At 56.8% G+C, this 26,424-nt stretch carries 27 protein-coding genes; 6 read left to right on the top strand and 21 right to left on the bottom strand.

Translation table 11 applies throughout. From position 1 onward, the window contains the following. Positions 1 to 27: 27 nt before the first annotated feature. On the bottom strand, positions 28 to 111 hold the full coding sequence (kdpF, locus tag BN1969_RS19085; RefSeq protein WP_077138735.1) for a K(+)-transporting ATPase subunit F: 84 nt from the start codon (positions 109 to 111) through the stop codon (positions 28 to 30). A gap of 346 nt (positions 112 to 457) precedes the next feature. Between kdpF and BN1969_RS08750 the strand changes: the two genes are divergently transcribed. From BN1969_RS08750 to BN1969_RS08775, 6 genes are all read left to right on the top strand, one after another. Further along, positions 458 to 643 carry a hypothetical protein gene (locus BN1969_RS08750; protein ID WP_050623956.1) on the top strand — a complete coding sequence of 62 codons (186 nt, stop codon included), beginning with the start codon at positions 458 to 460 and terminating at the stop codon, positions 641 to 643. Positions 644 to 1,225: 582 nt separating this feature from the next. Beyond that, positions 1,226 to 1,717 (top strand): NADH-quinone oxidoreductase subunit NuoE family protein, encoded by a 492-nt coding sequence (locus tag BN1969_RS08755; RefSeq protein ID WP_050623957.1) that lies wholly within the window; start codon positions 1,226 to 1,228, stop codon positions 1,715 to 1,717. Positions 1,718 to 1,730: 13 nt separating this feature from the next. Continuing rightward, positions 1,731 to 2,126, top strand: a complete 396-nt coding sequence (locus BN1969_RS08760; RefSeq protein WP_050623958.1) for a (2Fe-2S) ferredoxin domain-containing protein — start codon at positions 1,731 to 1,733, stop codon at positions 2,124 to 2,126. Between the two features lie 5 nt (positions 2,127 to 2,131). Further along, complete coding sequence (nuoF, locus tag BN1969_RS08765; protein ID WP_050623959.1) at positions 2,132 to 3,928, top strand: NADH-quinone oxidoreductase subunit NuoF; 1,797 nt, start codon at positions 2,132 to 2,134, stop codon at positions 3,926 to 3,928. A 14-nt stretch (positions 3,929 to 3,942) separates the two neighbouring features. Next, positions 3,943 to 5,721 (top strand): NADH-dependent [FeFe] hydrogenase, group A6, encoded by a 1,779-nt coding sequence (locus BN1969_RS08770; RefSeq protein WP_242850308.1) that lies wholly within the window; start codon positions 3,943 to 3,945, stop codon positions 5,719 to 5,721. A gap of 216 nt (positions 5,722 to 5,937) precedes the next feature. Next, on the top strand, positions 5,938 to 7,608 hold the full coding sequence (locus BN1969_RS08775; protein WP_082203553.1) for a putative manganese-dependent inorganic diphosphatase: 1,671 nt from the start codon (positions 5,938 to 5,940) through the stop codon (positions 7,606 to 7,608). Between the two features lie 81 nt (positions 7,609 to 7,689). Here BN1969_RS08775 and BN1969_RS08780 read toward each other — a convergent pair whose 3' ends face one another. The 20 genes from BN1969_RS08780 to BN1969_RS08880 all read right to left on the bottom strand — a co-directional run bounded on the left by BN1969_RS08780 (position 7,690) and on the right by BN1969_RS08880 (position 26,423). Further along, positions 7,690 to 8,280, bottom strand: coding sequence for a metallophosphoesterase family protein (locus tag BN1969_RS08780; protein ID WP_050623960.1), 591 nt, complete (start codon positions 8,278 to 8,280; stop codon positions 7,690 to 7,692). Beyond that, positions 8,277 to 10,142 carry a BMP family ABC transporter substrate-binding protein gene (locus tag BN1969_RS08785; protein WP_050623961.1) on the bottom strand — a complete coding sequence of 622 codons (1,866 nt, stop codon included), beginning with the start codon at positions 10,140 to 10,142 and terminating at the stop codon, positions 8,277 to 8,279. Before BN1969_RS08785 ends, BN1969_RS08780 begins: the two co-directional genes overlap by 4 nt. 305 nt (positions 10,143 to 10,447) lie before the next feature. After that, the gene (locus tag BN1969_RS08790; RefSeq protein ID WP_050623962.1) at positions 10,448 to 11,749 is read right to left on the bottom strand and encodes a Na+/H+ antiporter NhaC family protein; all 1,302 of its coding nucleotides are present in this window, start codon (positions 11,747 to 11,749) and stop codon (positions 10,448 to 10,450) included. 601 nt (positions 11,750 to 12,350) lie between these two features. Continuing rightward, positions 12,351 to 12,563, bottom strand: coding sequence for a ferritin family protein (locus BN1969_RS17110; RefSeq protein WP_077138737.1), 213 nt, complete (start codon positions 12,561 to 12,563; stop codon positions 12,351 to 12,353). An 11-nt stretch (positions 12,564 to 12,574) separates the two neighbouring features. Next, a complete protein-coding gene (locus tag BN1969_RS08800) occupies positions 12,575 to 14,542 on the bottom strand; it encodes a thioredoxin domain-containing protein (RefSeq protein WP_050623964.1) in 1,968 nt (655 codons plus the stop codon). 196 nt (positions 14,543 to 14,738) lie between these two features. Further along, positions 14,739 to 15,578, bottom strand: a complete 840-nt coding sequence (locus tag BN1969_RS08805; RefSeq protein WP_050623965.1) for a tocopherol cyclase family protein — start codon at positions 15,576 to 15,578, stop codon at positions 14,739 to 14,741. Between the two features lie 253 nt (positions 15,579 to 15,831). Continuing rightward, positions 15,832 to 16,710: a DUF4261 domain-containing protein gene (locus tag BN1969_RS08810; RefSeq protein WP_050623966.1), complete on the bottom strand. Its 879-nt coding sequence runs from the start codon at positions 16,708 to 16,710 to the stop codon at positions 15,832 to 15,834. Between the two features lie 192 nt (positions 16,711 to 16,902). Further along, positions 16,903 to 17,778, bottom strand: coding sequence for a hypothetical protein (locus BN1969_RS08815; RefSeq protein ID WP_050623967.1), 876 nt, complete (start codon positions 17,776 to 17,778; stop codon positions 16,903 to 16,905). A 22-nt stretch (positions 17,779 to 17,800) separates the two neighbouring features. After that, on the bottom strand, positions 17,801 to 18,514 hold the full coding sequence (locus BN1969_RS08820) for a YjfB family protein (protein ID WP_050623968.1): 714 nt from the start codon (positions 18,512 to 18,514) through the stop codon (positions 17,801 to 17,803). A gap of 11 nt (positions 18,515 to 18,525) precedes the next feature. After that, positions 18,526 to 19,305 (bottom strand): hypothetical protein, encoded by a 780-nt coding sequence (locus BN1969_RS08825; RefSeq protein WP_050623969.1) that lies wholly within the window; start codon positions 19,303 to 19,305, stop codon positions 18,526 to 18,528. Between the two features lie 27 nt (positions 19,306 to 19,332). Next, positions 19,333 to 19,977 carry a DUF3885 domain-containing protein gene (locus BN1969_RS08830; protein ID WP_050623970.1) on the bottom strand — a complete coding sequence of 215 codons (645 nt, stop codon included), beginning with the start codon at positions 19,975 to 19,977 and terminating at the stop codon, positions 19,333 to 19,335. A gap of 15 nt (positions 19,978 to 19,992) precedes the next feature. Beyond that, the gene (locus BN1969_RS08835) at positions 19,993 to 20,340 is read right to left on the bottom strand and encodes a hypothetical protein (RefSeq protein WP_050623971.1); all 348 of its coding nucleotides are present in this window, start codon (positions 20,338 to 20,340) and stop codon (positions 19,993 to 19,995) included. 18 nt (positions 20,341 to 20,358) lie between these two features. Continuing rightward, the gene (locus tag BN1969_RS08840; protein WP_050623972.1) at positions 20,359 to 21,567 is read right to left on the bottom strand and encodes an RNA-splicing ligase RtcB; all 1,209 of its coding nucleotides are present in this window, start codon (positions 21,565 to 21,567) and stop codon (positions 20,359 to 20,361) included. 35 nt (positions 21,568 to 21,602) lie between these two features. Next, positions 21,603 to 21,962 (bottom strand): hypothetical protein, encoded by a 360-nt coding sequence (locus BN1969_RS08845; RefSeq protein WP_050623973.1) that lies wholly within the window; start codon positions 21,960 to 21,962, stop codon positions 21,603 to 21,605. 18 nt (positions 21,963 to 21,980) lie between these two features. After that, positions 21,981 to 22,484, bottom strand: coding sequence for a hypothetical protein (locus BN1969_RS08850; protein ID WP_050623974.1), 504 nt, complete (start codon positions 22,482 to 22,484; stop codon positions 21,981 to 21,983). Between the two features lie 175 nt (positions 22,485 to 22,659). Continuing rightward, positions 22,660 to 23,409, bottom strand: coding sequence for an SMI1/KNR4 family protein (locus tag BN1969_RS08855; RefSeq protein WP_050623975.1), 750 nt, complete (start codon positions 23,407 to 23,409; stop codon positions 22,660 to 22,662). 98 nt (positions 23,410 to 23,507) lie between these two features. Further along, positions 23,508 to 23,897 (bottom strand): hypothetical protein, encoded by a 390-nt coding sequence (locus BN1969_RS08860; protein WP_050623976.1) that lies wholly within the window; start codon positions 23,895 to 23,897, stop codon positions 23,508 to 23,510. 52 nt (positions 23,898 to 23,949) lie between these two features. Next, entirely contained in the window at positions 23,950 to 25,062 is a 1,113-nt protein-coding gene (locus tag BN1969_RS08865) for a hypothetical protein (RefSeq protein ID WP_050623977.1), read from the bottom strand. Positions 25,063 to 25,252: 190 nt separating this feature from the next. Beyond that, a complete protein-coding gene (locus BN1969_RS08875) occupies positions 25,253 to 25,531 on the bottom strand; it encodes an Imm32 family immunity protein (protein ID WP_050623979.1) in 279 nt (92 codons plus the stop codon). A gap of 28 nt (positions 25,532 to 25,559) precedes the next feature. Next, positions 25,560 to 26,423 carry a CbrC family protein gene (locus BN1969_RS08880; RefSeq protein WP_050623980.1) on the bottom strand — a complete coding sequence of 288 codons (864 nt, stop codon included), beginning with the start codon at positions 26,421 to 26,423 and terminating at the stop codon, positions 25,560 to 25,562. Position 26,424: the final 1 nt, after the last annotated feature.

A 26,424-nucleotide genomic window follows, 5' to 3' on the forward strand; every position in this document is an offset into this window, starting at 1 on the left:
CTCGCTTTACAAATGACACATTTGGGGTCAGAAACGTTCAGGGTGTACCAGGGCGTAAACCAGATAGCCGCCCATCAGCACGATGATCGCACCTAATAAAATCATACCCATACTCAATACCTTCTCTCATTCCTCGTGGAACTGATGCTCACACCAGTCAGCCAGCAGCTTTACTGATCCGAAGCAGACCAATAAGACCGCGATCATGATGACGTCTTTCATAGAAACCATCCTTTCCAAAGTTCTGTTTCCGGAACGGACGTATTATAGCACGCAGGGGATTAGCAGGCGGTTAACGTATTCACAGGAGAATTAAACTTGCATTAAGAAAAAGAAATAAAAAAGATAAAAAGAAAGAAGGACAATTGGCTCCTAATACAATTTTAATACGGCGGATGATTTGCAAATCTCACACAAACAGGGCTTGTAGTAGAATCCTTTTTAAGGAAGTGATCTTGTGGAAGCTCTGGTACTGGTGGGCGGGACGCTGCTTGTCTGGACCGTCGGATTCTGGGCGGTGGGCCAGCTGGACCGCTTTTTCAAGGAGAAAAACGCTCCCTGCCGGAGGGAGCGGGAGGGGCAGACCCGCAGAAAAAGAAAAGTTCTGTGCCGGAACGCGGGAAAAGCGGAGGGACAGAGGTAAGACAAGGGGAGGGGCCCAGACTGTGTTTTTACATAGTCTGGGCCCCTCCTGTATTCGAAACAGGTCTACGACCGCAGAAACAAAAAAGTCTGGCCTTGCTGTATCGATTTTCCGCGGAAGATGGGCCGGGCCGCTCCAGCGGCTTCAATTCGCACTGCCCCCGTTGCTGACCGGCAGCGGTGTGGGCAGCTTAAACGCCCACTTTGCGGTGCCCTGGGGGTGCAGGACCTGCTCTATGAGATGTCCGCCACGCGGAAGCCGGGCGGGTGCGCGGATCTGCTCTGCCTGAGTCTGATGCTGTTTTTCCTGGAGGAAAAGGGGGGGCCGGGAGTGGACAAAAAAGAGATTGCAATCGACAATGGAATATGGTAATATCAACATATAAACTGTGTCGTATTTCGCCTGGATTGGTGAAAATACAGAAAGCGGGCTGGTTCAGAAAAGGGACCAGGACCGCTTTCTGTGTTATTTGGGGAAGTGTAGATTTTTTAACAGAGGATGCAGGAAATGCGTCACTTCAAAAAAGCAGGGAAACTTGCAAAAACGCGGACTGCCGCGGGACAAGACAGGAGGAGCAAACGGATGAAGGAGACAAAACAGGGGGCGCTGCCCGGGACGGCGGCGCAGGCCAGGCAGCTGAAGGCATGGCTGAAGGAGAACGGGGAGAAGCCGGGGGCGGCGCTGCCTGCCCTCCAGAAGGCGCAGGAGATATACGGCTATGTCCCCCGGGAGGTCCAGCAGCTGATCGCGGACGCCCTGCACAAGCCGCTGACGGAGATCTATGGGGTGTCCACCTTTTACTCCCAGTTCAATCTGGAACCCAAGGGGCGCAACCGGATCAGCGTGTGTCTGGGGACCGCGTGCTACATCAAAGGCGGCGGGCGGATCTATCAGCTGCTCCAGGAGAAACTGGGCATTGGAGACGGGGGATGCACCGAGGACGGCCGCTTCAGCCTGGATGCCTGCCGCTGCCTGGGGTGCTGCGGGATGGCGCCGGTGATGATGGTGAACGAGGACGTGTACGGCAGCCTGACCGGCGACGAGCTGGACGCCATTCTGGCGAAATATGAGTAAGGAGGGACTGAGCGTGGGGCAGACGGAACACAAAAACATTAAGATCCGCAGCCGGAAGGACCTGGAGGCCATCCGGGAACGGACCAGGCCCCTCCTGGAGGTGGAGCGGGGAGCCCGGATCGTGGTGGGCATGGGCACCTGCGGCCTAGCCGCGGGGGCCAGGCAGGTCTATGAAGCCATGGCGGAGGAGATCCGCCGACTGGGGCTGGAGGACGTGATCCTGGAGCCGGTAGGCTGTGTAGGGATCTGTCAGTTTGAGCCTGTGGTGGAGGTGTACCAGCCCGGAGGCGTGCGCACCACCTATGTGCACATGACGCCGGAGCAGGGCGTGCGGGTGGTGCAGCAGCACATTCGGGGCGGCAACCCGCTGGCGGAGTACACCATCGGGGCCGTGAGAAGCGGGAGGTGAAGGGGATGTATCGTAGCTATGTGATGATATGCGGGGGGCCCAACTGCACCCTGCTGGCGGGCAGGCAGGAGAAGCTGGCGGAGGAATTCGAGGTCCAGCTGAAGCTGGCAGGTCTGCGTAAAGAGGTCCAGGTGATGCGGGGCGGCTGTCTGGGGCTGTGCTCCAGCGGGCCCAACGTGGCAGTGTTCCCGGAGGGCACGATCTACAGCCATGTCCATGTGGAGGACGTGGCGGAGATCGTCAGTGAGCATCTGCTCAAGGGCGGCCGGGTGGACCGCCTGCTCTACAACGAGAACGAGGCCACCAGCACAGTCCGCAGCCTGGAGGAGACAGAGTTCTACAAGAAGCAGCTGCGCATTGCCCTGCGCAACTGCGGCGTCATCGACCCCCAGAACATTGACGAGTACATTGCCCGGGACGGCTATGCGGCACTGGAGAAGTGCCTGACCGAACTGACGCCGGACGAGGTGATCCAGATCGTGCTGGACTCCGGCCTGCGGGGCCGGGGCGGAGCAGGCTTCCCCACCGGACTGAAGTGGCGCTTTGCCAGCGGGGAACGGGGCCAGGTACAGAAATATGTCTGCTGCAACGCGGACGAGGGCGACCCCGGGGCCTTCATGGACCGGAGCGTGCTGGAGGGCGACCCCCACAGTATCATCGAGGCCATGGCCATCGCGGGCTATGCCATCGGGGCCAGCCAGGGCTATATCTACGTCCGGGCGGAGTACCCCATCGCGGTGAAGCACCTCCAGATCGCTCTGGAGCAGGCCAGGAGCTACGGACTGCTGGGGGAGGATATCTTCGGGACGGGCTTCTCCTTCGACCTGGAGATCAAGCTGGGGGCGGGGGCTTTCGTATGCGGGGAAGAGACCGCCCTGATGACCTCCATCGAAGGGAAACGGGGAGAGCCCCGGCCCCGGCCGCCCTTCCCGGCGGTGAAGGGCTTGTTCCAGCGGCCCACTATCCTAAACAACGTGGAGACCTACGCCAACATCTGCCCCATCATTCTGCGGGGGGCGGAGTGGTTCTCCTCCATCGGCAGCGAGAAGAGCAAGGGGACCAAGGTATTTGCCCTGGGCGGGCGTATCCAGAACACCGGACTGGTGGAGGTGCCCATGGGCACCACCCTGCGCACTATCGTGGAGGAGATCGGGGGCGGCATCCCCCACGGGGAGAAATTCAAGGCCGCCCAGACCGGCGGCCCCTCCGGCGGATGCATCCCCGCGGAGCACATCGACACCCCTATCGACTACGACAATCTGGCCGCCATCGGGACCATGATGGGCTCCGGGGGCCTGATCGTGATGGATGAGGACACCTGCATGGTGGACATCGCGAAATTCTTCCTGGAATTCACGGTGGACGAGAGCTGCGGAAAGTGCACCCCCTGCCGGGTGGGAACCAAGCGCCTGTTGGAGCTGCTGACTAAGATCACTGAGGGGCGGGGCACCATGGAGGATCTGGACCGGATCGAGGAGCTGGCGGCCTTCATTAAGAGCAACAGCCTGTGCGGCCTGGGGCAGACGGCGCCCAACCCAGTGCTGTCCACCCTGCGCTACTTCCGGGAGGAGTACCGGGAGCATATCCTGGAGAAGCGCTGCCCCGCCGGGGTGTGCAAGGACCTGCTGACCTACTCCATTGATCCTGTCAAGTGCCGGGGCTGTACCATCTGTGCTCAGAACTGTCCGGCCGACGCCATCAAGGGGAGCGTGAAGAATCCCCACAAGATTGACACCAGCAAGTGCATCAAGTGCGGCAGCTGCTATGAAAAATGCCGGTTCGGCGCGGTGATCCGGGGATGAGGGGGAGTGTGAAAATGGAACATGTGAGTGTGAATACAGTGGATGTGGTGAACCTCAAGATCAACGGGATCGCCTGCCGCGCCCCCGCCGGCGCCACCGTCCTGGAGGCGGCCCACGGAGCGGGGATCGCCATCCCTACGCTGTGTTATCTGAAGGAGCTGAACGCCATCGGCGCCTGCCGGATCTGCGTGGTGGAGGTGAAGGGGGCCAAGAACCTGGTGCCTGCCTGCGTCTATCCCATCGCCGATGGGATGGAGGTGTACACCAATACCGAGCGGGTCCAGGCGGCACGGCGGACCAACCTGAAGCTGATCCTGTCCATCCACAATCAGACCTGCCTGACGTGCAGCCGAAGCGGACTCTGTGAGCTCCAGCGCCTGTGCCGGGAATACGGGGTGGACAACCAGATGGCCTTCGAGGGGGAGAAGATCTGCTACGAGCCGGACACGAGCGCGGTGCATATGGTCCGAGACAACTCCAAATGCATCATGTGCCGCCGGTGCGAGGCTGTGTGCAGCCTGGCTCAGGGGGTGGCCTGCATCGGCACATCGGGCCGGGGCTTCGCCACCCACATCGGCCCCAGCTTTGACAGCCCGCTGAGCGAGACCGCGTGCATCCACTGCGGACAGTGCATCATCGCCTGCCCCACCGGTGCCCTCTATGAGAAGGACAACACGGGCCTGGTGTGGAACGCCCTGGGTGACCCCCAGAAGCATGTGGTGGTACAGACGGCCCCCAGTGTCCGGGCGGGGCTGGGAGAGATGTTCAGCCTGCCCATCGGGACGAATGTGGAGGGGAAGCTGGCGGCGGCCCTCCGGCGGCTGGGTTTCGACGGCGTGTTTGACACTGATTTCGCGGCCGACCTGACCATCATGGAGGAGGCCACCGAATTCCTGCGCAGGGTCCAGTCCGGGGGCACGCTGCCCCTGATCACCAGCTGCTGCCCCGGCTGGGTAAAGTACTGTGAGACCTTCCACCCGGACTTCATCCCCAACCTGTCCACCTGCAAAAGCCCTCAGCAGATGTTCGGCGCTATGGCCAAGAGCTATTACGCCGAAAAGATGGGACTGCGGCCGGAGGATATCTTTGTGGTGTCGGTGATGCCCTGCACAGCGAAAAAGTTCGAGATCACCCGGGAGGGGGAGTGCGGCGCCGGCGCGGGCATCCCGGACGTGGATGTTGCCCTGACCACCCGGGAGCTGGGACAGATGATCCAGCGGGCCGGACTGCTGTTCGCGGAGCTGCCGGAGGAGGAGTTCGACCCGGCCCTGGGCATCGCAACCGGAGCGGGGCATATCTTCGGCGCCTCCGGCGGCGTGATGGAAGCGGCACTGCGCACGGCCAGCGAGCTGCTCACCGGCAAGGAGCTGGAGAAGGTGGAGTTCCAGGAGGTGCGGGGCGCCCACGGCATCAAGGAGGCGGCCTATGAGATCGCAGGCAGGACTGTCCGGGTGTGCGTCCTCAGCGGAACGGCCAACGCGGGCCAGGTGCTGGAGGACATCCGAAGTGGAAAGCGGGCCTATGACTTCATCGAGATCATGGCCTGCCCAGGCGGGTGCGTGAACGGCGGCGGCCAGCCCCTCCAGCCCTCTGTGATCCGCAATTTCCGCAGTGTGTCCGCTATGCGGGCCGGCGCCCTGTACCAGGAGGACCAGGAGATGCCCCTGCGGAAGAGCCACAAGAGCCCGCTGATCCAGGAGGTCTATGAGCACTATCTGGACCAGCCCGGCAGTCAGCGGGCCCACCAGCTGCTCCATACCTGCTACACAGACAGAAGTGGACAGCACCGCTGAGGGGAGGAGGCACCCTATAACAAAGGCGCAGGGCCGCGGAACTGAGGTTCCGCGGCCCTTGCTGTTAGAAGATTCAGGAGATGCCGGTGGGAGAGCGGCAGAAAAAATCACAATTTCCCCTGTCACCCGGAGACAGGATATGGTATAATGGGGACCAGAGACGACAAGAGCCGCCCACATCCGTGAGGAGCGGAGCGGAGGAAAGTGAGGTAAGTTGTGGATAACCAAGAGCTGAATACCCATTTTATCAAGGTCATCGGACACCGGAACCCGGACACGGACTCGGTCTGTTCCGCCATTGCATACAGCCGCCTGAAGAACACCCTGGACCCAGAGCACCCCTGCAAGCCCTGCCGGGCGGGACTGCTGAACCGGGAGACGGAGTTTGTGCTGAACTATTTTCAGGTCCCAGACCCCCAGCTCTACACGGACGTGAGCCCTCAGATCCGGGATGTGGACATCCGGCGGATGGAGGGCGTGGATGGGGAGATGAGCCTGCGCCGGGCTTGGATCACCATGCGGGACCAGCAGATCGACACCCTGTGCGTGGTGGACAAGGAGCGGAACCTGAAGGGCCTGATCACCGTGAAGGACGTGGCCACGGCGAACATGGACGTGTTGGACACCTACATCCTGGCGGAGTCAGAGACCAGCTATCAGAACATCGTGGACATCCTGGACGCCAAGGTGCTGGTGGGAGACATCACCGGCAAGAAGGTGGAGGGGCGCATCGTCATCGGCTCGGGAAGCGCGGAACAGATGGAGCGGTCCATCTCCAAAGGGGACATCGTCATCGTGGCCAACCGCAGTGAGAGCCAGCTCACCGCCATCGAGATGGGGGCGGGCTGCGTGGTGGTGTGCGCGGGCTGCAAGGTGTCCCGGACCATCTGCATGCTGGCTGAGGAGCAGGGGTGTATGATCATCAGCACCCCTAACAGCACCTATGTCTCCGGACAGATGATCAGCCAGGCCGCCCCCATCCGCCACTACATGGTGCGGGACGATCTGCTCACCTTCAATCTGAACAGCTCCGTGGAGTCCGCCACCAAGGTGATGGCCTCCGTCCGATTCCGCTACTTCCCGGTGCTGGATGACGACGGGCACTACATCGGCGTAGTCTCCCGCAGAAACATGATGAACCTGCATAAAAAGCAGCTGATCCTGGTGGACCACAACGAAAAGGGCCAGGCGGTGGAGGGGATCGACCAGGCGGAGATCCTGGAGATCATCGACCACCACCGCATCGGCTCCATGGAGACAGACGGCCCGGTCTATTTCCGCAATGTGCCGGTTGGGTGCACCTGCACCATCATCTATCAGATGTACCGGGAGAACGGGGTGGAGCTGGACCGGTCCACCGCCGGGCTGCTGCTCTCCGCCATCCTTTCGGACACCCTCATGTTCCGCAGTCCCACCTGCACCCCCCTGGATGAGCAGGCGGGCCGGGAGCTGGCCAAACTGACCGGGGTGGACCTGGAACAGTACGCCAATGCTATGTTTGAGGCGGGAGGCGACGTCACCGGCCGGACCGCAGAGGAGGTATTCAACACCGACTACAAGATCTTCAACAGCGGGGAGGTCCGCTTCGGCGTGGGCCAGGGCAGCTACTTGACCGAGAAGAACCGGAAGGCCAGCGAGGCCCTGATCGGTCCCTACCTCCAGACCGCACTGGAAAAGCAGGGGCTGGACTACATTTTCTACATGTTCACCGATGTGCGCAACTCCAGTACTGAGCTGCTGATGGCGGGCAAGGGCGCTGAATCCCTGGTGGAGAAGGCCTTTGACACCACCGTGACGGACGGGATGGCGGTCCTGCCGGGGGTGATCAGCCGGAAAAAGCAGATGGTCCCTGTGCTGATCAACGCCATCAAGCAGGAGCGGGGCTGAATACACGAAAAAACAGGAGCGCCTGGGGCTGTGGGACCCCAGGCGCTCCTGTTTTTATCTATGCCCGCAGGCTTGTCCGTCTCACAGCTCCACAAGGTAACGCTCGTAGCAATTGACCACCCGGGTACTCCCATACTGCTCCTCCCGCCGGATGCCTCTGTTGTAGGAGAGGTGGGTGTGTCCATGAAGGAACAGGGCTGGGTGGAAGAGGTCCAGCAGGCGGTTGAAGGTCTGAAAGCCGGTATGGGCCAGATCCCGGCAGTCCACCATGCCAAAGCCTGGGGAGTGGGTCAGCAGGATGTCGAACCCCCGGTTCCAGAGCAGCTTCGGGGCCAGCTTCAGAGCCCGCATACACATCTCACGCTCAGTATATTGGTGGGGCCCCCTGCTGTACCGCATGGAGCCGCCCAGCCCCAGGATGCGTACCCCCTGATACTCGTACAGGCGGTCCTCCACACACAAGCAGCCGGCGGGTGGAGTTTCCCGATACTTGCCGTCGTGATTCCCGTGGACATACAGGATGGGACAGCTGGCGAAGGTGGCCAGGAAGGAGAGATAGCGGGGGTCCAGGTCGCCGCAGGAGAGGATCAGGTCCAGTCCCTCCAGCTTGCCGGGGGTATAGAAGTCCCAGAGTGCCCGGGATTCACAGTCAGAAATAGCTAAGATCTTCATGGCTCGCTCTGCCGCTCCACACCCTGGAGCTTGATGAGCTCCTGAGCTTTTTCTGTAAATTCTTCAAATTGGGGGATGCGGCCCTCCACCGAGGTGAGCAGCCAGTTCATGGACAGAATGCGGTCGGCGGGCATGGGGGCGTCGTCGCCATAGACCACCCGGCCGCTCTGATCCATCAGTACGCCGTAGAAGGGGTCCAGCCGGTCAGCCTTCAGGGCCTCCCGCAGTACACCGGCCAGCCGCCGGGGCCCGGTGGGCAGCCGTCGGGAGCACAGCACGCTGACTACGCCCTGCTCCATCCCCCACCAGTAGTTGACCGCACTGCTGCCCTGGTCCTCCTGCTTCCAGCTGCCTTCCATCACCCGGCGGACCAGGCTCTGGTACAGCCGGCCCCAGTGGGTCTGGATCAGGGCCAGGTTATGCCGGTTGCCCATCTGGGTGCCCGTGCTGGCGGCCAGCCGGTCCAGGTAGTCGATATAGACGATCCCCTGGGCCTGGAGACGTCCCACCGCGCCGCCGTCCCGGAGATGGGCCCAGTCCAGATAGATGCGGGCGTTGGCGTTCACCATCCGGGCTCCCTGGGCGAAGGCATTGATGCTGGCGATGCTGCCGTAGGTAGGGTAGTCGGCTACATAGCCGATGCAGCCGTCCCGGGTCAGAGTGCCGGCAATGGCCCCCTTGATAAACTTGGCCCCGTACAGCCGGGGGTAATAGGTGCGCACCGAGGGGTAGGAGGTGTTCAGGGAGCAGTTCAGGATCTTCACATCCGGGTGGAGAGCGGCCTGCCGGACGCTGGAGAGCAGCAGCTTTGGGGTGGTGGTGAAGATGACGTTGGCGCCCCTGCGCACTGCATCCTCCACGGCTTGGTCTACCTCCCCATCGGTGCGGACGTTCTCGTAGGAGAGGGTGCGCACCTGACCGTCGGTGAAGTTCTCCAGAATGTGCCGGCCATACTCGTGGCTGTACACCCATTTGGAGGCGGCGGCGCTGCTGTCGTGGATGAAGGCGGCGCAGACCCGGCCCGGGGTATAGAAGGAGAAGCGGGGCTTTTTCACGTCATCTTCCAGCAGCAGGGCAGTCCCCGCATTTTCCAGCCGGTTCTGGATCTCCGGCCGGATGCGGGACAGCTCCTCACAGATCTGGGAGGGCATCTTGCCGCAGGACTCCTGATAGCCGAAGATCTTGATGTAGGTCAAAAAGGCCAGGGAGATGCCTGTGTAGTCCCAATCCCCCCGGAGGTAGGCGTCCCGGAACATATAAAAGAAGGCCCGGAAGGAGTAGATGTCTTCCGCACTCCAGGCATCGCTGTCGGAGCGGCCCAGTGCTTCCAGCAGTTCCGGGTACTCGCCGGGCTGGCGGAAGACGATGAAGTTCAAACCCGTCATCTTGTAAAAGTCCAGAAACTCGTAATAGGCGGCCACCTCCGGGTCGTCAGACGGCTTGGGCAGCAGGCGGGTGACAGTGGCCGGGATAGTAATAGCGCCGAAATACTTCAGCACGCTGACCCGCTTGTGGCCCTCCATCACATAGAAGTGGTTGAGGTACTCCACCACCTTGACAGGGTCCCGGATGCCCTCCTCCAGGTGGATGCGGCACAGGGCGCTCCACTTGGCGGCGAACTCGGTGTCCGCCGGGAGGATAGGGTAGAACCCTCGGGAGAAAGCGTCCCCCCGAAGGTGGTTGCAGGTGCCGTCGATCTGCTCCACGGGGATCTCCGCCAGACCCAGGGATTCCCGCCGCACCGCCAGCTTCTCCGGGGCATCCGGCAGGGTGCGGGGGCCCGTCTCCTCCCCCAGGGCCTGGGCGGCTTTGACCTCTTTGAGTCCCTGGCGCATCGCCTTGTGATAGTCCTCTGATGGCATGCCGTGCCTCCTTTTGATCTGGCTGTACCGTACCTTGTCATTGCACGCTTTGGGCCTATTTCAATAACAAGGTATCACAGAAATGGGAAAAATTCAATTCCTTTCCCCAAAAAGAAGGGAGAGGTGATGTGCGGCATGAGGCCCGACACACGCAAGTGGCCCCCGGCGTGCCGCAGGGCACGCCGGGGGCGGTGCTGGCCAGCCAAATCAGACGGATAAATCCGGCCTCCGACTATCTTTTGATCTTCAGGCCGATGGTCTGGCTGAAGTGAAAGGCGCCGAAGGACAGCAGATACAGGGGAAGACTACACTGTAGCGCGCCTGCCCCGGCCTGCGGTGACCAGCTGCCAGAGGGGGAGCAGAAAGAGGAAGAATGCCGTCAGCAGGGAGGCGGCGGGGGCCCCGGCGGAGGCCAGGGGGACACCCCCGGCAATGGACCAGGGGATGAGGGGGGCCACCACCACGGCGCTGTTTTCCAGATAGATGGCCAGCTTTTCCCGGCTTTTCTCCAGACCGCCGCACAACTGGTGGGTGAGCATGATGGACAGAGTCTGGTTGCAGGCGATGGCGCTGGCGAGGACGGAGGTGACCAGCACTGCGGCGTAGGGGGACAGGACCGCACCCCACGCCTCGATGCGTCTCCGGATGGGCTCCAGCAGCCCGGTCCTCTGGAAAATGCCGGAGTAGGAGGAGGAGAGGCAGACGATGGCCCCCACCTGGAGCATGGAGACAATGCCGCCCCCGTCGATCATGGTGGCCAGCTCCGGGCTTTGGGCGGAGAAACCCAGGACGGCGTCCTTCAAAAGGGTCAGGGGGGCGGCGCCCTGATAGACGAGGCAGAGCACCGCGGCAGCGGCGATGCTGGCCAGCATGGCTGCCTTCACCCGCACCCGCAGGGCGGAGAGCACCAAAATCAGAGCCGCCGGGATGAGGGGGAGGGGACCCAGACGGAACTCCAGGGCGAAGAGGGGGGCGATGTCCGCCGCCTGACCGGCGGCGGGGGAAGACAGGCCGAAGAGCAGATACAGCCCGGCGGCGAGGGCGAAGGGGACCAGGCAGGTCCGCAGCATCTGCCGGATGTTCCCAAACAGGTCGGTCCCGGTGAGGTCGGCCACCAGCAGGGCGCTGGTGGAGACGGGGGAACACCGGTCTCCAAAGTAGACCCCGGACAGGATGGCACCACCGGTCATCAACGGGTCGGCCCCCAGGGCGGCGGCCATGGTCATGCAGACGGCGCCCATGGTGGCCGCCGAGCCGAAAGCAGTGCCAGTGAGGAAGGAGACCAGGCAGTTGAGCAGAAAGGAGCACACCAGGAACAGACGGGGCTCCATTACCCGGACGGAATAGCACACAATGGCCGGGATGGTGCCCCCCGCCCGCCAGAGAGAGGTGAGGATGCCGATGAGGACAAAGGTAGTCAGGATATTTTTAGCGGCCCGGACCCCCTGAGCGGACATACCCAGCACCTCCGGGAGAGAAAAGCCCTTTCGGATGGCGTACAGGGCAAAAATGACATATCCCAGCAGCAGGGCGAACAGGAGGGAGATATGGAAGATGACGCACACCAGCAGCGCCGCTGCGAACAGAGAGAAGACAAGGAGCTCCATGACGCACCTCGGGTTGAAGAATGACAAAAGGAGGGGAGGACCTACTGGTCCCAATGGGAAAATCGTCCATTGAGCGTGGGTACGGCTATTATAAACGAAATGGAGGAAAAGTACAAGGACGGGAACGAAGTCCCCGCCCTGCGGCATGGCGCTGTGTTTTCCGGTACGTGCGATAAAATTCGAAATGGTCCGCAATATGCAGGGGCAGAAATCGTGCTTATCAGGTGAAAGGTACTTTTACAGGCTCAGGGCCGGAAAGAAAGCGGGCTATGGAGGACCAAGATCATCGAGCTGTCTGGATGCGGATCGAAGAGGCGGCCTGATGTTTTCATCAGGCTGTAGGAGGAGCCGCTGACGAAGGCTCAGGTAGACAGCAGCGGCGATTGGAGCTTTGCCAGATGTAAGGATATCATGATGACCACAAAGACGGGACCTATCTTTTGTACTATGCCGGCCATGTGCAGTTTATCGCAGAGACGGAAGCGGCTCATACATAAAGAGCTTTGAACCTTATAAAAATCATATTTATGAGGAGAACCCCATTTGTAACTCCGAAGTCGGGTTATCAATGGGGTTCTCCATTTATACAGTTTCCAAATGCCTATTTTTCATACCTGCGCAGAAGATCAAGCAGTTCTGCGGCATGTTCCGCTTCATCTTCCGCAAACTCGGAAAACAGTTTGGCAAGCGCCGAGCTATCCTCCTCGAGTTCATGGGCATAGGCCTGATAGTCCCGTACAAGTTCAGTTGAATTTTGCCAGGCCCTGAGCACATGGTCCCGGTTAGTAATGGTAAAACCATTTTTGGTATCCATAGAAATACCTCCTAAGTTTGATATTGTTTTCGTATCTCTGTCATTAGCTGCCGTTTGTTCATCGGTGGCAGACAGGAGTGATTCCGGCACACATAGAACGTGGTTTCTTCGTTCAACAGCTTATATTCTTCCGATGGATGTTCCAAAACCTTGACTATGGCATCAGATGGCAGCACAAATGGAAGGTCGTTCAAGTGCTCTCCGTTCGGGACTGCGGTGATCAAAAGCGGCGGCTCCCAAAAATCTGACAGAGCCATTAAAAACATGGAATATCCGGCAGGATATCGTTCCGCTTCTCCTGACATATAGGCAAGCTGTTTGTTCAGAATGTTCTCAATACCCTGATCCGGCAGCAATGCATTCACACGTACAAGCACATATGCTAGGAGGGAGTTTCCACTGGGGATCGCCCCGTCATAGCACTCTTTCGGGTGAAAAAGCAGCGCTTCGTTCTCTGTGCCGCTGAGATAAAAGCCGCCATGGAGCGAATCGTGATACTGGGCGACAGTTTCCCTGATAAGCTGTACCGCACGGCGAAGAAATGTGCGTTCCAGTGTGGCATCATACAGAGAAAGCAGAGCAAAAATATAGCTTGCATAATCATCCAGAAAACCGCGCGCTCCCAGTTTGCCGCCCCGAATGCTTACATAAAGCGTATCCTGATCGCACAGGCTGTTCTCAAGAAAACCTTGCGCCCTTTTTGCGGCGTCCAGATATCTGGGATCCCGACTGCACCGGTACAGCCGGCACAGCGCCGCGATCATAAGGGAATTCCATGCCGTCAAAACCTTGTCATCTGTATGCAGGCGGGTGCGCCTCCGCCTGTATTCCTGCAATGTGGGCAGAAAAGGGTCAAAACGCGCATCTGTCAAATTTTTTGTGTGGAGAAGATTGGGAATGCTCTTACCCTCAAAGTTCCCCGCTTTTGTAATACTGAACCGTTCACAAAAGGCGGAGCCGTCGGCTTGCCCCAGGAGCTCGATGATCTCCTGCGGAGTGAATACATAGTATTTTCCCTCCTCGCCATCGCTGTCCGCATCCTGGGCGCTGTAAAAGCCGCCGCTGGGAGAGGTCATTTCATTGAGAATATAAGAGGCTGTCTTTTCTGCAACTCCCAGATAAAATGACTGATCCGTGAGATCATAGGCTTTGCAGTAGGCGAGGATCAGCAGAGCGTTATCATAGAGCATCTTCTCAAAATGCGGAACAAGATAATACCGGTCTGTGGAATATCGGCAAAATCCGTACCCAATATGATCAAACAGTCCGCCTGCATACATCTTTTGCAGGGTTATTTCCGCCATGTTTAAGGCGCGGCTGTTCCCGTGCTTTTCGTATTGCTGCATCAGAAACAGAAGATTGTGGGGGGCTGGAAATTTCGGTGCGCCGCCGAAACCGCCAAATGACGCATCAAAGTTCTGCTGATACCATTGCAGGGCAGTGTCCGGTAAAGTTTTATCTGCTTGTGACGCAGGAGTACGATGCTGATGGAGAGCCTCCGTGATTTTGTTTGCGGAGCGAAGAAGGGCGTCCCGCTCGCTCTTCCATTTCTGCTGAATAATGAGCAGCAGTTCTTTGAGTCCTATGGCCCCGTATCGGGCAGTCTTAGGAAAATAGGTCCCAGCGAAGAATGGTTTCTGCTCTGCGGTCATAAAGATGCTGACAGGCCAGCCGCCCCTCCCGGTGAAAGCCTGACAGACTGCCATATAAATGCTGTCAATGTCGGGGCGCTCTTCTTTATCTACTTTGACCGACACGTAGTACTTGTTTAAGATATCAGCGATTTCAAGATCCTCAAAGCTTTCACGGGCCATTACATGGCACCAGTGGCAGGTGCTGTAGCCAATGCTCAAAAAGATGGGTTTATCCTCTGCTCTTGCTTTGCAAAAAGCTTCCTCGCCCCAGGGATACCAGTCTACCGGGTTTTCCGCATGCTGGAGAAGGTATGGGCTTGTCTGATATTTCAGATGATTGCTCAAATCCTCACCTCAGTTTTTCAGATCCCCCATTGCGGGGCCACCGCTGCCGATGCTCACTACTTTGTGTTCCGATCTCTTTCCTAAGATTGAAAATTAGGCTGATTCCGAGTTTGCTCCCGTAGTGATCTCATATACTTCTCCCCATGATGATTCTGATGATAGTGTGGTCTAAAAGGAGAAAAGTATGTCTTTTCTTTTACGTCCCATGATTTGGTACAAATTCATAGGCGGCATGGTCGCTTTGAAGGGAAAATATTGCTTTTCCTCTTTCCCACAGCCTTGCCTGCAAATGCACATTACAGCTTTCCCGAATGGTGCTGGACATCTTTCCGCACTGTGGCGCACGAAGAGGGTGGCCCGTATGTGGGGATGTTATATCCAACTCCAGCAGGAGGCTGCCTTGAGACAGACAGATATGTTCCGGGGTAAATGCTTGAACTTTGACGCCTTTGTAGGTTGCCAAACGATACTCCCTGCCTTGGTACACGATCGCGCAGATGCATCCGCGGAAGGAACTTCCGCAAAAGGGGATATGGGCGATCGAGATCATGATAGAACATGCGCTCGGGAAATCGTTGCACTGCATCCACAGGTAGGAGCGGGGAAAAGAGGTTCCGCTGTCCTTCTCTACATAGCCGAGACCACCTTCGAAGCTATGCACATATCCATCCATTCGGACGCTGCCTTGGAGTGTGTGGGCCATGCTGAGAACGCCGTGCCGGCACTCCATGGGGAAAAAACGGAATGGCCCCATGATATCGGAACAGAGCGGCGCAAGCGGTCCGTACACGATCTCACCGCTGATGCCGGGCAGCTCAATATGGCAGCCCTGGCTCGAAAACCAACATCGGTCCGCCTGTATCATACCGTTACAGACGGTCAGATCCGACACCTGAAATTGTCGGGCACCTTCTCGAGAGATCAGTTGGATAAAATCGCCGCTCACTGCCCGGCCGGGAATGAATGCTACCATGTCATCCCCTTTTTGATGCTTAAAATACCAGCCCTCAAAACCTTTTTGTCCCGACATACGCATGTTACAGCCCTCCTTTGAGGAATGGACTAAGTATGCCCATATGAGCGGGATATAAGACGATCTTTATTTGCTTCTCAACGAAACGCAGGTGCATCCTCTTTTCATGTATATACGGTCCCAACGCGTCATAAGCGTACGGCGGCGGCCTATTTTCGAATGGATAATGGATTTTCAAGGCAGCTCCTACCTCTCATGCATGATATGCACACGGAAGAGAGCTGCCTTTCACTTCTGCCGGCGGTTTTGGATCTGATCAGCGTTTTCCGGAAGCATACTTGCCCATGTGTATGTCCAGCACCCCTCTGGGCGGCTGGATCAGGGCATCCTCATACCGGCACGTCCACTGGATCTGACGGCTCAGCTGGCCGTCCTCTATGCCGTCTATGGTTTCCCCGTCCTGAATGGAGTTGTCATGCTCCAGAATGTAGGAAGCCGCATTGTAGGCGTGGTTCACTACCCAGTTGGGGTCCATTCCGTGGAAGTGGTACTGGAGGTCCGGCAGGAACAGGGTGCTCATGCCCACTGTGTCGATGAGCATATCCTCGGTGCCTTGGATATTGAAGAAACGGACATTGACCCCAAAGCGGATGAAACGGTCCGGCCCCTCGATCTGGTGAGAACGCACATCCTCCGCCAGAAACAGTTTGCCGCAGTTCTGGAAATAGAACGCCTCACAGGTGGGATACAGCTCCGCCAGAGCCTCCAGAAAGTCGGCATCCAGGTTGGCCCGCTCCAGAGCCGGAAGCGCCGCAGCCAGCATATCGGTGGCTACCACCTGATACCGGCATTCCCGGAAGATCCGCTCCCGGTCCTCCTGGCAGTCCCACATCTGGCTCATCAGGAAGGCGTCAAAGCCTTTGCCCTTGAACTTGTCGCATTTCATCACCATCAGCTGCACCGGGCATTTGCCATCCTGAAATTCCGCGATATGACCCAGGGCGGCAAAGCCGGCCATCTTTTTATCACGGCAGAAACACTCTACGGCGCCGATGTGCTTTTCCATCACAGCGGTCATCTCATCCTTGTCCGGCATATCCACCGGCTCTTTGAACAGCATCTGAATGAGATAGGGGCCGCCGGGCTGGGGGCCTTTTTTGTCATCCAGGTTCTGCTGGAACACTTGATTGCTCATTCGATTTCCTCCTTATAGCAGTAGATCATGCGGCAATGGACAATCACTGCTTTGTGTGTGGAGTTACTCCAAAAACTAAAAAAAGAGCCACGCAAAACAGAATCAGTCCAATAAAATTACGCTCTATCAGCAGTTTTATGGCCATGAGAAGCAGAAAACCGCAAATCAGAATAATTATACCGTTCATTTCCTTCATTTTCGTTCTTTCGGTCTGTTAGCGAACAGCTTCCACCGGAACTCCAGTTCTTTCTGGACAAACTCTTTCGGCAGGCCCCGGGGGTTGGCGATGAGATACCATACCCGAAAGGTGCGCTTCTCCGGGTCTGTCTCCTGCCGGTAGAGCTGATAGCCCGCCTCATCCTCCTGCGACCACTGTCCTGTCTGCCGCTTGGCCTGCACAAAGGGTTCCACCACCCGATCCAGTTCCTCCCTGGTGCGGCTTGAGGCCCAGGCGTGATCCACATCATTGGTATAGGAGAGGTGGAACAACATCGAACCCATCCAGTTCTTTGCCTTGTGTTCTGGCGTTCCGCGCAATTCCGCCTGACGGCGGTACTCCGCCAGCTGTTCCGCCGTTCCGTACCGTTCCACCATCTGCTCCCGCACATAGATGCACCAGCTGTAGTCCTCCGGCTGGGTAAAGGGGGTGCAGACCGGCTGGAGCGCCTCTGCCGGGTCCGCCTCAAAGCGGTCGATAAAGTCGAGGTAGTGGGCTTTAATCAGGGGCAGGAAGGTGTCCAGCAGCCCGGTGTTCAGCAGCAAATCTTCTGTGAGCATCCGAAAGAACGAACCGCCTGTTGTCGATTCTATTCTGAAAGAGTAGAGGTAGTCATCTCCCTGCTTAATGATACAGCTGAAACCTACCTCCACATTTCCATGGCCGATTTCGTAGTCTATGTAGTTGTAGCGGCTCCGCTCAAACCAGATCTGATAGGTCAGCCCGTTTTTCATTTTCTTTTTGAAGTCGCCCTTTTCCAGCCGTTTCCAGCCCTTTTTCTCCAGGCCCAGGCCGTTCCATAGGTAGTCCAGAGCCTCCGCAAAGATGTCCGCCGGGCGTTTTTGTTCCATAGCTATCCCCCTCCCCCACTGCTTATGTCTGTGCCTCGCTGTTCCTGATCGCATCTGCTAATTGACCGCTAACCGTGTCTATGTAGAGATACACTCCGTCCCGGTCGCAGTGGTACAGGTTGGAATAGCTGGTACTCCCATTGGGGTGGATGGGATTGGGCTCCACCACCTCAGTGGCTTCCAGCAGGCCGGCACCAAGCTCCGCCGCGGCAGTGAGGGCCTTTTTCAGCACAGCAAGCTGTCCGTTGCTCCAAAGTCCCTCCAGATCCTCCAGCACCTTTGGGTCCTGCTCCAGATCCCGGAGAAGCTGTACCACCTGCTTCGGAGACAGGTACACACCGGCACAGTAGTTTTCAACAATCTGATTTTTTGCCGGATTGGGAAAGGCTGCTGGTGCCACCTGTGCCCACGGGGTGAAATACCGGGCATATTCCGGCTTCTCCTCCACCAGAAAGGAAAATGCGCTCCCCCGGGTGTAATAGTAATCCCGGAAAAAGCCCTGGATCACCGCAATGTAAAAGCCATGGCTCTTATCAAACAGCTCGTCTGGTGCTGTCCCTGCCCCGACCCGCAGGGTATCCAGATATTTTTCCGCATAGAAATCCTCTATCCCATGCTGTGCGGCAAGGGCCAGCACCTTTTCCTCCTGCCCCTGCTGTACCCAGGTAAGTGGGGTAAAATACCATTTCTGCATTTCTTCCGGCGAAATCGGGTGAAAACTCACATCGTATCCCATACACTTCCTCCTTAGTAATCCAGTAAAATGGGCACCTGCTGTTCCTCGGCAAACCGCATAGCCCGCCAGAATATGGAGAAGGCGAACTTGGCAAGAGATTCCGTATCATACTGGGTGTGCTCCGGGATGTCCGCCTTGCTGTACTGTCCATTCGGGCCCACGGTCCCGTCTACCGGGTATCCCTCCGTGTCTGCCCAATCAAGGATGGTGTCCTCATCGGCCTGCCACGCCAGCTGGTTCAGTTTCTCCAGCTCCTTCCGCAGTCCGCCCAAAGTGGCAATCAAAGCCGGATCGTCGGTGGGCAGGGGAGCCTTGAATAGGAGGGGGGCTTCCAGCGGGAGCCACCAAGTGGTCCCCCGGAACAGGGACCACACCCGCTCCTCATCTGATGCAAGGCGGGCGACCAGAGGATGCTCCCCGAAGTTCCAGTCCTTCTCCACGGTGGGGGGCACCGGCTCATCGTACGTATGGCAGGCGGCCACCAGCAGCATAGCGCCGAAGGCGTCCCAATCGGGCTTGTCGGTGTAGTAGGGTTTCTCATTATCTTCAGGCCAGGGGGTGCAGGGGAGCTGGCCCGGCTGAGAAATGGCGCTCAAGATCTGATCCCGCCAGTTCTCCACCGCCGCCTGGATTTCAGCTGGGGACATTTCTTCCTCGTTATCAGCAGCTTCTCCATCCGGCGTGATCCGGTTAAAGGTGTATCCGTTTTCCTCCGCCCACTGCTGAACAGCGGTTTTCCAGTTGTGAGAATAGTACCGGGTCAGCGTCCCGGCGTAAATGTCAAGTCCCATAGCAATGCCTCCTTTTCTGTTATGTGGTCATTCTTTTGCTGGAGCGAACATCTGGTCGATCTTCTCCAGATCGTATTCCAAGATCCAGTCATGAAATTGATGATAGAGCGGCAATAGCAGCTTCTGTGAGCCGCCCAGCACATCCAGCCCACGGTCATCATACAGGTGGTAGAGAAACGGCCCTGGCCCGGCCAGATAGACGCTGGACACAAAGCCGTTCCAGCCGCCGATGTCCCCCAGAATGATTTCCCGAAGAAGCAGCTCTGGTTGAAAGCAGCTCTTGCTGAGATCCCAGTAAAACTGCACTTGTGCATGGGTATCCCCATCTTCATCCAGCTCTGTGGCCGAAAGTTGCTCATCGGGAACTGGGAGTCCCACTCGTTGCCGGATAACGGTCAGCAGGGACTCGGCGGGTTCTTCATCGGGATACCCGTCGATCCGCAGAAGTTCCGGCACCGTCGGAAGGCCCCGATAGATCGCGGCGGCCCGGTCCAGCGCCCCCTGAATATAAGCGGGGTTGGTTTTCAGCTTCGCCGCACGCCTGTCCAGATAGATTGGTTCCTCCCCGCCAATCTCAAACCGGATGGCGACTGGCGCATGGTAGAACAGAGGGTGTTCCAGGCGCTCCAGGCCAAGATTATGTAACATGGTTTCAAAATACTTCGCCAGCATTGTACACCTCCAAGATTACCACTCAAAGGGCTCTTTTAAGTCATATTTCTCCATAATCTTATTTTCCAAGGCTTCATAGGCATCCATATCCTCTGGCTGCGCTGGAATACCCTTTTGCCAATAACCGTTCCCATAGTAGAAAAACATAGCCCAGTAATAAGGCAGGTCATGGCTGAATATCGCCACTCCCATGGCATCGGCCACTGGCTCTGCCAGCGGTGAGCGTTCCACTATCTGGGAGGCTTCCTCATAGGAGATCCCCACCAGCTCCACCAGCAGGTGCTTCACTAATTCGCAGAAGCTGTACTGGTTGAAGATGACCTGACCATCCTCATCTTTGAACACAAGTCCATCTCTCACCATGGTATTCTGCTCCGTTTCTTACTCCTCGTCCCCGGCCTTGAAGTTGTAGATGGGGCGGATGACCTTTACCACATCCGCTGTGGGGCCGATATTGTCCAGAATGTCCTGCATCCCCTTGTAGGCCATGGGGCACTCGTCCAGGGTGGCCTTGCTCACCGAGGTGGTGTAGACCTCTGCCATCTGCTTTTTGAATTCAGACACCGTGAAAGACTGCTTGGCGTCCGCTCGGCTCATGAGCCGCCCGGCGCCGTGGGGGGCGGAGCAGTTCCAATCCTCGTTTCCCTTACCCACGCAGAGCAGGCTCCCGTCCCGCATATTGATGGGGATGAGCAGCTGCTCGCCCTCTTTGGCGGACACAGCCCCTTTCCGCAGGATCATGGCGTCGGTGTCGATGTAGTTATGGATAGTGGTAAACTGCTCCTCCACATGGAGCTTCATGCCTTTGACGATCTCATCCATCATGGCCTGCCGGTTGAGCATGGCGAAGTGCTGGACGATCTTCATGTCGTGGATATACTGCTCAAACAGTTCCCCGGACACATAGGCCAGGGCCTTGGGGATACTGGTCTGCTTGAGGTTTTTCAGCTTCTTCAGCTCTTTCTGGATCTCCTTCTCCCGGCCCTCCGCCTTCATCTGGGCCACCAGGGCATGGAGAGAGGCATCGTCGGTGCGGTTGAGCACCTTATAGCCTGCCTCCTGATAGTAGCTGGCCACCTCTACGCCCAGATGACGGCTGCCGGAGTGGACCACAATGTAGAGGTTTCCCTCATCGTCCTTGTCCACCTCGATGAAGTGGTTTCCGCCGCCCAGGGTGCCGATGCTTTTTTCTGCCCGGAGGAGATCCACATGGCGGGCACAGCACAGTTCGCTCAGGTCGATCTCATTGAGGTAGCGGTGGGCCTTATCCCGGATGGAGAAGCCGGAGGGGATTTTCTCATAGATCAGCTTGTCCAGCTTTTGAAGCTCCAGCCGTCTCTCCCGGATACGGGTGGTCTCCATGCCGCACCCGATGTCCACACCCACCAGATTGGGCACCACCTTGTCGGTGATGGTCATGGTGGTGCCGATGGTACAGCCCGCCCCGGCGTGGATGTCGGGCATCAGGCGGATGCGGCTGCCCGCCGTAAATTCCTGGTTGCACAGCGCTTGCACCTGTCCGATGGAGGCGCTGTCCACCACATCGGTGAAGATCTTGGCCTCATTGTATTTTCCTTTAATTTCGATCATAATTTCCTCGCAATATTCTATGGGGCATGGCCCCGTCAAGTCATCTCATACAGCAGGGCAGCGTCGCCCTGCACCAGTTCCAGATGGGAGCGCAGCGTTTCCAGTCCGCTTTGCACCGCCTCGGTGGGCAGATCCCAGTCTGGGGCAATTTCAGCGGCCAGCTCCGGGAGGTCCTGCTCCCGCAGAGCTGCCAGCAGTTTAGACGCCAGCTCTCCCTCCAGCAGAGTGCAGTCCAGAGTATCCTCCGTCTGGGGAGCAGGAAAACGGACATCCAGATCCAGCTCGCTCTCACACCAGTCCCAGATGGCCATATAGACCGCGCCGGAGCAGTCGCCGTTGGACAATTCCTGTCGCTGACTGTCTTTGAGAAGATAAAAGGATGCGATCTGTGACATAGTGGTTCCTCCTTGTGATTAGTCTATATCGCCGCTATAGAAAACTTTCGGCTCATCCATTGCGATGATGTCCACAATATGGTTTTGTGTATTTATCCCATAATGCTTCCAGGGTGCCGGATAGAAAGATCCATCTTCATGCCTGCAAGCATCTGTGACAAGGGAAAGATAGCTTAGGAGACTGGATTTTTCGTATTCCAACAGATAGGTTCCGATTCGTTTTTCTATCTCAGAAAAAGCACAATACGATTCATTCCGAACCTGGTAGATGATATAGTTCTCAAATACTATATCAAATCTCTGGTGTGAATCGGGAAAAATAGGTTTGCATTGCTCAAGTATTTCTGCCAAAATCGGGTTCTCGGCTGAATCGTTACAAGCTGTTTCCTCCCCTATGGCTGCGCCCAGAATCACAAGATGAAGTTCATTATCCATTTCTTCTTTCAGCTCTTCCAGAAATGGCATCTGACGGGATTTAGCCAGGATGTGGTCGGCTTGTGTAAAGGAAAGCGGTGTACGCATAGCTTTTCATTCCTTTCCATATAGGCTTTCGCTGTCTTTTACAGGTTGCTTTCAAGATACCCCCGGAAGAACTGGATGACTTCGCAGTCGCCGTCGGACAACTCCTGCCGCTGGTTATTTTTTATCAGATAAAAGGACGCAATCTGTGACATGGTGGTTCCTCCTGAATATATTTTCATTGCTCATTGAGATACCTCGCCAATTTCTTCTCCAGCAGTTCCGTCATATCATTGCAGAGGCGCTTTACCTTATCCTGCTCATGGGCGTAGTACCAGATGGTTTCCTCTCCGGGACGGAGCAGGAGCTGGTCGCCGTCCGCTTCTTTCCAGAACTCGCCCAGCACACAATACCGCTCTCCATGGATGGTCAGATGAAATGTTCCAGAGAGTTCAACGATTACACCTGTGGATACATTGATGCCTGCGGTCAGCAGGAAGAACTCCCGCACCTGGGCCGGAAGCGTGAAATCCAGCACCCTTTCTCGTCCTGCGATTTGCTCCTCTGTGGCGGCGGGCTTGATCTCATCAAAGAGGTTAAGCACCTTTGCCAATGCCTTGGAGAACTTGGGGTAACGATGAAACCACTCCGGGTGACTGGCCTTGAATTCCGTTTGCTTTTTCCGCTGCTCTCGCTTCTGCTCCTCGCAGAACGCATCCAGCTCCGCCAGATACCGCTCCTGGTAGAGATCACTGGCCTTAAATGCTGTGCCGCTCTTTTCCAGAATGGCGATGGCTCCCTTTTGGCTGGTAAGCACCGGGACCCACTGAAAGTCATGCCGGCAAGGTTTCAGTTTCAGAAATTCACCGCGATTGAGCAGGGTTTCCAGTTCGGACTCATGCTTGTCCCACCAGCTCCGCCAGGTTTCGGGCGTTTCACGCCCCTCGGCCAGGTCCAAGAGTTTTACTGTCAATGATTCTTTGTTCATAGGTACATACCCTCTTTCTCAGCTGTCACGATACTTGTGATTCTATGGCTTCGCCATCATCATTGATATAAGTGTAATGAATAAAATCCTCGTCCACATTACTCGGAAGCACAAAGCTCATTCATTTTTGGAATCAGTAATTTATCCATCCACTGACAAACAATCTCAAAGGTATTGTCAATTTTTTCTTCATTTCCTATATCAAGATATATTTCATTGTCTCTTAAACTGCAAAACAGTGGTTGTGTGTTGATGTCCGGTTTGGCGTAACCATAAGGGTCGTATGGACGGGTGTTGATTATATAGCAAACCTCTATGCTTATGCTATCCTTTGTGTTCCCGCCAAATGAGGAAAACGCAATCATATATGTGAAATTTTTACTGTGCCTCGTAAGTGTTTTGTCGGATTTTTTATACTTAAAGCCTAAATGCCCGTACTTTCCTTGCAACTTGTTTCCAAGCATTTGCATTGCTTCGTTAAAGTTCATTGTGCCCCCTCCATTTTTTACGGGAAAAATAAATATAGTTCATTTCTCCGTTTCAGAGGTCGCAGGAATAGATGCTCATGACCCCGTAATCGGTGTGCAGGACAAGCCCGCTTTGGGTAAAGGCAAAATTCACCTGCCGCACCACAAAGGGGTCGTCAATGGCAGCCAGCAGTTGGCCGCTGCTGGTATCCCACAGCTCTATGGGAGAGCTGCCACGATCCTGCTGAACAGCCATCAGGCTGTCCCTTGTCTTCACCGCGCAGGTATCTGAAAAATTCAGCCCCTGTCGGACAGAAAACGGGAAAGGATTGGCTATCTCCTCTCCGGTCTGGGTCAGATAGAACTTGCCGCCCACCGAGAAAAACTGGTCATCCGGGGAGAAAAAGGGATGCCAGCCCTCATTGGAGATCACTGTTTTTTGGGCGGACTTCAAATCGACCAGCACATACTCACCCTCGGTGACGCGGTAGGCCGCTTTGCTCTGCCGGGGAGAGAGCATCCCGAAGCAGTAATAGGCAAAATTCGGGTCTTTTGACTTCTTGCATTTTACCGTTTCCCGCCACACCTCCGTGTTGCTGACAAAGTCAAAGACGACAATCTCATCGCCTGTGTACCACAGGGCCAGGTCACCACTGGCATCCAGCATGGCCTTCATGCTGTTTTTCTTGTTGGCAAAGGGCGTGATTTCATGGGTGCGGAGGGAAAACTGCTCCAAAAGATAGCTGTTGTTCAGCAGCAGAGTATCATTGGGGCAGAGGACCTGCTCATAGGTCATCCGCCTGGCACCCAGAGAGACCGTTTCAAAGATCTCCCCGCTGCCATTGAAGTAATAGAGGATCTCGTCCTCAAAATCTCCGGCCACCCTCGTCAGGAAGAAGTCGTCCCGTGTGAGGGCGGCAGCCAGGGGCATAAAACCGTTGCTGTCCTTTCCAACAAACCGGTGGCACCGCGCCTGCCCGACGGCGGCATCCGGATTCTGATAGACAAATCCTTTCCGCATCTGGCCCATCATGGCGCTGGCCGCCTTGCTCTTGACCTGGAAGGCGGAGTCACACAGGATCTCCTTGACCTTCCCGCCATTCAAGCAGGTTCGGATGATATGTCCGTCAATTTCGATCCGCCACTTCTTATTTGTGGCGGGGGTGGGGGAGGGTTTTTTTACCATAGCCTCTGACTTTTCTCCTTTTTGGTCCGGGTGGTTTTTTCCCCTGCCGTGTTTGTTTTCCCATCGTCCCCGCTGTGGGGGNACAGGATCTCCTTGACCTTCCCGCCATTCAAGCAGGTTCGGATGATATGTCCGTCAATTTCGATCCGCCACTTCTTATTTGTGGCGGGGTTGAGGAAGGTTTTTTCAATCATGGCTTCGACCTTTCCTCCTTTCGGATCAGGATGCTTTTTCCCTCGGCGTTGATGCTATACAAGTCGTCCAGATGGATGTGGAATCCGTCCTCACGCACGGTTTCTGCCATACCCAAAGCGGCTTTCGCCAATAGAAGCAGCCCCGCCCGGTTTCCCGTTAATTCCAATTCATTTCCATCATCATGGGTGGCAAAGGAGAGGTGGGCTTTCGGTTCTAACGGTAGGATGGGCAGTTGTTCATCATTGAATTGAATGGTCAGTGTTTTGGTTGTCATCGTTTGTATCCCACCTTTTAAAAACTTCTCAATCAAAATCCATCCAAAGCAGGTGTTTTCCGCAGTGGAGACACTGGAACAGATAGCATTGCAGGTGCCCGCCATTGACAGATTCCCGAATCATTTCCTTCTGCTCCTCGTCCCACATAGGATCTTCCAGCACATCTTCCATCACACCCAGCGCCCGCAGTTCTCTGGAACCCACAGGGCCCAGATAGGCGCAGTAATCGCCGCAGTGGGCGCGCCAGTATTCCTGCTGCCAGCCGGAGTAGCCGGGAGTGCGGTGGATGAGCTCGTCCAGCTTTTCAGAATCGTCCACACCATCATCCACAGAGAAATCGTCCTGGAAGCTGCCGTCATATTTCCGGGCCGCCTCGCCGCTGGAGATACACTCCGGGCACAGATGCTCAATGTCCTTCACAGCGTAAAAGGGGGCTGTATAGAAAATATGAGTCGTCTTGCCGCAGCAGTCGCAGACAACGCCATCTGGGGACTCCTCAAAAGCGCCGGTTTCCAGAGGGGTGGGGTGATACCGGAAGGTGGGCAGGCCCAGCTGGGCCTGCCGCTCCTTCTCTTTCTGTTTTTCCTCCGGCGTTTTTGGCCTGGGGAGGGCATAGTGGTTGCCCCAGTTCTCCGCATAGTCCTTCAGCGTACCCAGCCGCTTGAGGGTCTTTTTATCGGAACGATTTCCAATTTGGCAGAGCAGTTCGTAGGCGTCCTTCTTAAAGTCCAGCAGATCATACACATCCACCAGCACTTCCTTGGCCTGCCGGTCCTCGGCGTGTTCCAGGTCCTCCTTGAAGGCATAGAGGGCGCGGACACTGTCCGGATTTCCTTCTGTCTCTCGAAACTGCTTTTGGAGTTCAATATATTGCTTCAGGTATTCGTTCATG

Source organism: Clostridium phoceensis (assembly GCF_001244495.1).
In the GTDB taxonomy this organism is placed as follows: domain Bacteria; phylum Bacillota; class Clostridia; order Oscillospirales; family Oscillospiraceae; genus Lawsonibacter; species Lawsonibacter asaccharolyticus.

Coding starts and splice junctions, on each gene's coding strand:
- BN1969_RS08830 (WP_050623970.1), bottom strand. CDS start 19,977: ATGCTGGCGAAGTATTTTGAAACCATGTTACATAATCTTGGCCTGGAG.
- BN1969_RS08875 (WP_050623979.1), bottom strand. CDS start 25,531: ATGACAACCAAAACACTGACCATTCAATTCAATGATGAACAACTGCCC.
- BN1969_RS08850 (WP_050623974.1), bottom strand. CDS start 22,484: ATGCGTACACCGCTTTCCTTTACACAAGCCGACCACATCCTGGCTAAA.
- BN1969_RS08770 (WP_242850308.1), top strand. CDS start 3,943: ATGGAACATGTGAGTGTGAATACAGTGGATGTGGTGAACCTCAAGATC.
- BN1969_RS08855 (WP_050623975.1), bottom strand. CDS start 23,409: ATGAACAAAGAATCATTGACAGTAAAACTCTTGGACCTGGCCGAGGGG.
- BN1969_RS08780 (WP_050623960.1), bottom strand. CDS start 8,280: ATGAAGATCTTAGCTATTTCTGACTGTGAATCCCGGGCACTCTGGGAC.
- BN1969_RS08835 (WP_050623971.1), bottom strand. CDS start 20,340: ATGGTGAGAGATGGACTTGTGTTCAAAGATGAGGATGGTCAGGTCATC.
- BN1969_RS08845 (WP_050623973.1), bottom strand. CDS start 21,962: ATGTCACAGATCGCATCCTTTTATCTTCTCAAAGACAGTCAGCGACAG.
- BN1969_RS08790 (WP_050623962.1), bottom strand. CDS start 11,749: ATGGAGCTCCTTGTCTTCTCTCTGTTCGCAGCGGCGCTGCTGGTGTGC.
- kdpF (WP_077138735.1), bottom strand. CDS start 111: ATGGGTATGATTTTATTAGGTGCGATCATCGTGCTGATGGGCGGCTAT.
- BN1969_RS08865 (WP_050623977.1), bottom strand. CDS start 25,062: ATGGTAAAAAAACCCTCCCCCACCCCCGCCACAAATAAGAAGTGGCGG.
- BN1969_RS08825 (WP_050623969.1), bottom strand. CDS start 19,305: ATGGGACTTGACATTTACGCCGGGACGCTGACCCGGTACTATTCTCAC.
- BN1969_RS08840 (WP_050623972.1), bottom strand. CDS start 21,567: ATGATCGAAATTAAAGGAAAATACAATGAGGCCAAGATCTTCACCGAT.
- BN1969_RS08785 (WP_050623961.1), bottom strand. CDS start 10,142: ATGCCATCAGAGGACTATCACAAGGCGATGCGCCAGGGACTCAAAGAG.
- nuoF (WP_050623959.1), top strand. CDS start 2,132: ATGTATCGTAGCTATGTGATGATATGCGGGGGGCCCAACTGCACCCTG.
- BN1969_RS08805 (WP_050623965.1), bottom strand. CDS start 15,578: ATGCGTATGTCGGGACAAAAAGGTTTTGAGGGCTGGTATTTTAAGCAT.
- BN1969_RS08815 (WP_050623967.1), bottom strand. CDS start 17,778: ATGGAACAAAAACGCCCGGCGGACATCTTTGCGGAGGCTCTGGACTAC.
- BN1969_RS08755 (WP_050623957.1), top strand. CDS start 1,226: ATGAAGGAGACAAAACAGGGGGCGCTGCCCGGGACGGCGGCGCAGGCC.
- BN1969_RS08860 (WP_050623976.1), bottom strand. CDS start 23,897: ATGAACTTTAACGAAGCAATGCAAATGCTTGGAAACAAGTTGCAAGGA.
- BN1969_RS08820 (WP_050623968.1), bottom strand. CDS start 18,514: ATGGGATACGATGTGAGTTTTCACCCGATTTCGCCGGAAGAAATGCAG.
- BN1969_RS08810 (WP_050623966.1), bottom strand. CDS start 16,710: ATGAGCAATCAAGTGTTCCAGCAGAACCTGGATGACAAAAAAGGCCCC.
- BN1969_RS17110 (WP_077138737.1), bottom strand. CDS start 12,563: ATGGATACCAAAAATGGTTTTACCATTACTAACCGGGACCATGTGCTC.
- BN1969_RS08880 (WP_050623980.1), bottom strand. CDS start 26,423: ATGAACGAATACCTGAAGCAATATATTGAACTCCAAAAGCAGTTTCGA.